Raw genomic sequence first — 5,280 nt, 5'->3', positions numbered from 1 at the left:
TCAGCTCGATGGCGCCTTCGAGCGCGATGTGCAGGTGTGCCTCGAGGTCGGCGCGCTCGCCCAGCTCGCGCCACCGGTCGTAGGCGCGCAAGCGGATCTCGTCGTGCTTCTGGGGCCCGATGCTGCGCAGCAAGGAAAACAGGCGCCCACCTGAATCGGGAGAGTGGAATGTGGTGACCTCGACGGCCCATGTCGTCCCGTCCTTGCGGCGATGGCGGGTGAGCAGGCGCTCGCTGCCAGTGGTGGCGACCCGGTCGCCAGGGATCGTAGCCATTGCGCAAGTGGGGCTGGCAGTGAGCTGCTGCGCCGTCAGTTGCAGCAGCTCACTGCGCGTATAGCCGGAAAGCTGACAATAGGTCTCGTTGACCTCGAGCAGACGGCCGCTCAGATCGGTCAGCCAGAAGCCGTCGAGCACCGTCTCGCGCAAGTCCGGCGAATGGCGAGCCGCCGGTTCGCGAGCGAATTGCGCCGCCTGCATGCTGAGCAGAAGATGGGGCGCCGTTTCGCTCAACGGATAGTCGCCTTCGCCGATCGGACGCAGCGACCAGTTCCAGTCGCCCGCTCCACCGGTCGGGCTGACGTTGGTCAGGAACGGGCGGGCCGTGTGCACGTGCGCCATTCCGGAGCTGCGGACGCGCCGAAAAACTTGTTCGACGCGCGTCTGTGGGAAGACATCGAAGTAGTTGCGCCCGCCCAGCAGGTCCAGCGTCTTGCCGTTGGCGAGTGCGAAATGGCGGTTGACGTAGAGAATGTCGAAGTCGGCGTTGAGCACTGCGATGGCCAGCCCCGCGTGCTCGAGCAGCGCGAGCCAGGGCGAGTCGGCCGCCAGACCACCCAGGATCTGCCGTTCGACCTGGCTGCTGGCGAAGGAGAGTGATGTCATGATCGATGGCCCGTGAAAGATTGCCAGCCGGGAGTCGGCGTTCGCCGATCCAGCTCGTCAAACGGCCAGGCTGAGTGCCGCGATGATCGGTGTCAGCGCTGCCGGGAGACAATTTACCTTTTTTTCGACCGACTGTTCGTGCATTCGTTCACCCTTCGCCCAGGCTTTGCCGTAGCCTCACGCCGCCCGGCGCAAGCACCATCGCTGCGCTCGGTGGTCGCCGCCGGTGGGCTTTGGCGCGTGCGCTTGCGCGTACGTCCGCTGGGCCGGGTGGCGTTTCCGGGCGGCCAGCCTAGAGGCGGAGTGCGGCGACCAGCGAGGCCACGTCGTCGGCCGACTCGCGCATGATCTCGCCCAAGGTTTCCAGGCCGACGACGAGGTCGATCGACGCCGCCATGCCTTCGCGCGGACAGCCGTCGAGGTCGCGCAGCGGGCTCTCCACGGGCGCCAGTTCGTCGGCCAGCAGCAGGGTATCGCCGAGACTGGTGGGCGGCATGGCGAGAAAACCTTGCCAGCAGACCTCGGCCGCGTCGACGATCACTTCGGGAACCGCCAGCGCCTTGAGCACGGCACGGCCGACCTCGGCCTCGCCGCTTTCGCTCCAGGTGGGAAAGTCCTCGTCGAGCAGGCCGGGGAAGTCGGCGGTGCGCGAAATCAGGTAGAAGGCACCTACTTCGTGCACGATGCCGGCAAAGAGCGCCGTCTCCGGGTCGAGCCGGGTCACCCGGCGGGCGAGCACCTGCGCCAAGGCGGCGACGTGCGCGGTGTGCTCCCACAGCCGGTCGGCCAGTTCGCGGTCGCGCGCTGTCGCCGGTGCCGCCAGTTGTCGACTGACGACAGCACTGGCCAGTGCGCGCAGGTAGCGAAAGCCGAGCCGGATGACCGCCGTGCGTACGTCGGTGATCGGTCGGCCGGAACGATTGCACGCTGCCGAGTTGGCAACGGCGACGACGCGCGCTGCCAGCAGCGGTTCCGCTTGCACCAGGCGAACCGCCTGATCGAGCGAGCAGGCGGGGTCGTCGAGCGTGCGCTTGAGCTTCAGGGCGACGACGGCGCTGGTCGGGAAGCTGACTTCACCGTGCTCGATCTGCGCTGCGATGTTCTTCAGGATTTCATATCGTTGCACGTCTTGCCTCCGATCTGTGGCGGCACGCGGTGCGGCTCAGTGCTCGCCAGCGACGAGCGCCGCGGCAATTTGCGAGAGCGGCAAGACCTGCTCGACGGCGCCCAGCTTGATTGCTTCGCGAGGCATGCCGAAGACGACGCACGAGGCCTCATCCTGTGCGATCGTCGCGGCACCCGCCTCGCGCATCTCCTTCAGGCCGCGCGCGCCGTCGTCGCCCATGCCGGTCATGATCACCCCCAGCGCATTACGCCCGGCGAAACGCGCCACCGAACGAAACAGCACGTCGACCGAGGGTCGGTGGCGATTGACCAGAGGACCATCGACGATCTCCACGTGGTATTGGGCGCCGTTGCGTTTGAGCAGCATGTGCTTGCCACCTGGTGCGATGAGCGCACGGCCGGGGAGGACACGGTCGTTCGAGCGGGCTTCGCGCACTTCGATTGCGGCCAGCGCGTCGAGCCGGGCGGCGAACATGCCGGTGAAGCGCTCGGGCATGTGCTGCACGACGACGATTCCTGGCACCGTTTTCGGCAGGCTGGTCAGGATCGCCTCGAGCGCCTGCGTGCCGCCGGTCGAGGTGCCGATGGCGATCACTTTGTCGGTCGTCTGCAGCACCGGTGCCGTGCCGGCAGGCAGGATGACGTCTGCCCGGTTGACCGGCTGACTCGCCGGGGGCGGTGAAGCGAGGCGCGTCGCCGCGCTGCCGCTGGCCATCGCGCGTAGCGCGCCGACGTTGGCGCGCGCCGCGGCGCGCACGGCGGCGACGATGTCGTCTGAAGAATCCTCCAGAAAGGCTTTCAGGCCGAGTTTCGGTTTGCTTATGACGCTGAAGGCGCCGGCTGCCAGCGCCTGCGTCAAGGCCTCGCTGCCGGCGGTGGCCAGCGACGAGCAGACGATCACCGGCGTCGGACGCTTGGCCATCAGCGAGCGCAGGAAGGAAAGGCCATCCATGCGCGGCATCTCGATATCGAGGATGATCACGTCCGGCCAGGCGCGCTGCATCTTCTCCATGGCGAACAGTGGATCGGCGGCAGTCGCCAGCAGCTCGATATCGCCCGCTTCGCCGATCGCTCGCGCCACCGCCTGCCGAACGACCGCCGAGTCGTCTACCACGAGCACGCGAATTCTTGGCTTACTCATCGTTCCGTGCCCGATCATCCGGCTGGCTTGCGATAGATCGTCGGTCTGACCGCCAGCAGGTTGGTGGTCAGACCGTTGAGCGATTCCGAATGGCCAACAACGAAATGGCCGCCCGGTTTCAGGCTGGGCAGCATGTTCGCAACCACCTTGCGCTTGGTTTCAGTATCGAAATAGATCATTACGTTGCGCAGGAAAATGACGTCGAACTGGCCGACGCCGCTGATCGGCTGGGTCAGATTGACCTGCGCGAAACGGACGTGCTGCCGGAGCCGGCCGTCGATCAGAAGTTTTCCTTCCTGCGAGCGGACACCCTTCAGGCAGTACTTGCGCAAGAACGCCGGCGGAATCCCCGAGATGCGCTCGAGCGAGTAGACGCCCGCCTGCGCGCGCGCGAGTACGGTCATGCTGATGTCCGAGCCGAAAACCTCCCACGCGCGCAGCGGGCAGTACTCGGCGAGGACCATGGCCATCGAGTAGGCTTCCTCGCCGCTCGAACTGGCGCCGCTCCAGATGCGGAAGAGGCCGCCAGCACCCGCCTCCTGTTGCACCAGGTCGCGCAGGAAGTCGAAGTGCTGCGGCTCACGAAAGAAATAGGTCTCGTTGGTCGTCAGCAGATCGACCATCTTCTGCAGCTCGTTCGGTTCTTCGTCCGACGACAGCAGCCGGTAGTACTCGCCGTAGGTGGCGAGTCCGTAGTATTCGAGCCGGCGGCCGAGGCGGCCGACGAGCAGCACGCGCTTGGCGTCCGACAGACTGATCCCGGCGATACGATAGATCAGCCGCTGGAAGAGGGCGAACTCCTGATCGGTGATGGCGGGGCGGACGGCGTTCATCGGTGCTCAGAAAAGTTCGATGTCAGTCTTCTTCGGCGCGGCGAGCAGCGTGCTGGCGTACGACCTCTCGGCTTCGAGGATGCTCTGGCTGGTGTGACCGCGCTTGCAGAAGACCTCGCCCGTCTGCGGGTCGAGGATGACCTTGCGCGACCACGGGCCCATCAGGTCGGCAGCGAGCAGTTGGATTCCCTCGCGTGCCAGCCACTCGCGGGCGAATTCGGCATTGCGTTCGCCAATGCTGACGCCAGTCAGCGTCGAGATCACGTTGCCGCCGCCAAAGGCCTTGCCCTGCAGGCGCCTCTTCTGCGCGCCGCGGTTGAGCATGCCGTTCATCAGCGCTTCCATGCAGAAGTTGCCACAGAGCAACACGTCGAGGTCGCGGTTGCTCGACTTCTCGTGGCGCGGCAGCATGAAATGGTTCAGGCCGCCGAGGCGCAGCGCCGGATCCCACAAGCAGACGGCGACGCAAGAACCGAGCAGGGTGGACATCGGGCGTTCGCTTTCGACCGCCCAGGCGCCGGGATTGACGTTGCGCGCCATCCGCTCGAGCTCGCGCGGATGGCTCACCGGTCTTCCTGCTGGCTGTCCGGCGCCGGCGCCGGGCCAGCACCTGGTCGCCGGAGTGTGGTCACATCGTCGTAGATGACCGCGATCTGGCCATAGTGCGGACAGTAGGCGGTCACCCGGTAGTGGCGCCCGAGATCGCTGGAAAAGTCGTCGAACTGCGCGCAGTCTCCTTTCAAGGCAACGATTTCGTATCGTTCGAGCCAACGGTTATAGAGCTGCGGGACGACCGCGCTGGCGCAACGACCGACGATGCGCAAGCGATCGAGGCCGGTGATCGCTTCGAAGGCGGGATTGACTTCGAGGAAACGGTAGTCGCACGCCTTGCCGTTCGCGTCGAGGACGATCTCATGCAGCGCGAAGCCCGAAGTGAGCGTTTCGAACAGGCTGCGGAAGCGCCTTTCGCCGGCCACTGGAATGCTGCCGTCGCCCGGCTCGCGCGGCGCAGCGTCGGGCCGGGCGGCCGGGTGTTGAATGGTCAGCACCAGATAGCGCGTGCCGTCGGACTTGGCATGCTCGGCGAAGGGTGTCAGCGACCAGTTCCAGCGATCGAGATCGCCGCCGTGTCCGGGTTGCCAGCGGCTGGGCCGAGCCGAGCAGGCGCGCGCGATGCCGGAATCGCGCACCTGGCGAAAGACCGCTTCGCTCGCCGCGTGTGGAAAGAGTTCGAAGTACTTGCGGCCAGGAAAGAACGCTACCGGTTTGCCAATCGCATCGGCGTAGCTCGGGCTGAC

The 5,280-nt window shown here is 66.1% G+C and carries 6 protein-coding genes; all 6 read right to left on the bottom strand.

Features of this window, described 5'->3' with window-relative positions; genetic code table 11:
- A partial coding sequence (locus tag RKP46_RS08650) for a PAS domain S-box protein (protein WP_311106271.1) occupies window positions 1-883 on the bottom strand: 883 nt, incomplete at its 3' end.
- Between the two features lie 292 nt (window positions 884-1,175).
- Entirely contained in the window at window positions 1,176-2,009 is an 834-nt protein-coding gene (locus RKP46_RS08645) for an HDOD domain-containing protein (protein WP_311106270.1), read from the bottom strand.
- A 36-nt stretch (window positions 2,010-2,045) separates the two neighbouring features.
- Window positions 2,046-3,149 (bottom strand): chemotaxis response regulator protein-glutamate methylesterase, encoded by a 1,104-nt coding sequence (locus RKP46_RS08640; RefSeq protein WP_311106269.1) that lies wholly within the window; start codon window positions 3,147-3,149, stop codon window positions 2,046-2,048.
- Window positions 3,150-3,163: 14 nt separating this feature from the next.
- Window positions 3,164-3,982 (bottom strand): protein-glutamate O-methyltransferase CheR, encoded by an 819-nt coding sequence (locus tag RKP46_RS08635; RefSeq protein ID WP_311106268.1) that lies wholly within the window; start codon window positions 3,980-3,982, stop codon window positions 3,164-3,166.
- A gap of 6 nt (window positions 3,983-3,988) precedes the next feature.
- A complete protein-coding gene (locus RKP46_RS08630; protein ID WP_311106267.1) occupies window positions 3,989-4,549 on the bottom strand; it encodes a chemotaxis protein CheD in 561 nt (186 codons plus the stop codon).
- Window positions 4,546-5,280, bottom strand: a 735-nt coding sequence (locus RKP46_RS08625; protein ID WP_311106266.1) for a PAS domain-containing protein, incomplete at its 5' end; no start/stop codon positions are given. The genes RKP46_RS08630 and RKP46_RS08625, both read right to left, overlap by 4 nt.

The organism is Accumulibacter sp. (assembly GCF_031732815.1).
Classification (GTDB): Bacteria; Pseudomonadota; Gammaproteobacteria; order Burkholderiales; family Rhodocyclaceae; genus Accumulibacter.
The sequence above is the reverse complement of the archived record's forward strand: the minus strand, read 5'-3'. Positions and strand labels throughout refer to the sequence as shown.

Coding starts and splice junctions, on each gene's coding strand:
- RKP46_RS08640 (WP_311106269.1), bottom strand. CDS start 3,149: ATGAGTAAGCCAAGAATTCGCGTGCTCGTGGTAGACGACTCGGCGGTC.
- RKP46_RS08635 (WP_311106268.1), bottom strand. CDS start 3,982: ATGAACGCCGTCCGCCCCGCCATCACCGATCAGGAGTTCGCCCTCTTC.